The following is a 553-nucleotide window of genomic DNA, read 5'->3' on the forward strand; positions in this document are numbered from 1 at the left end:
TGGAAATACCAGCGTAACGATCAAGGCGATATCACTCGCAAGACTGATCCGGATGGCAATTACACCGAATACACCTACACCCAACACGGAAAGCTCACGGGTGTTTGGTATCCGGATAACAGCAGCCAACGCTTTATCTGGAACGAACGCGGCCAGCTCATTGAAGAAAAACTGGCGAATGGCGGTGTGCGGCGTTATCGCTATGACGAGCTGGGGCGGCAGGTGGCTTGCGAGGATGAGCATGGTGCGCTGACCCAGTATCAGTGGGACGCCGTAGGTCGTTTGCTGAAAGTGATTCAGCCTGACGGGGCCACACGCGAATTCAGCTACAACCCGTACGGAAAAATCACTGCTGAGCGCGACGAGTTGGGCCGCGTCACCCGCTACGAATACGCCGATGGTCTGCACCTGATCAGCCGCCGGATTAATCCGGACGGCACGCAGCTTAAATACCGTTATGACAATGTTCGGCTGTTACTGACCGAGATTGAAAACGAGGTCGGCGAAACCTATCGGCTCGACTATCACGCCAACGGCCTGATCCAGCAGGAAA

1 pseudogene is annotated in these 553 nt (G+C 55.2%); it reads left to right on the forward strand.

Going from position 1 to position 553, the window contains the following annotated elements:
* Nucleotides 1-553 (forward strand): annotated as a pseudogene (locus tag HX786_RS31440) (RHS repeat protein); the annotation flags it as partial.

The organism is Pseudomonas sp. 21615526, assembly GCF_013386245.1.
Classification (GTDB): domain Bacteria; phylum Pseudomonadota; class Gammaproteobacteria; order Pseudomonadales; family Pseudomonadaceae; genus Aquipseudomonas.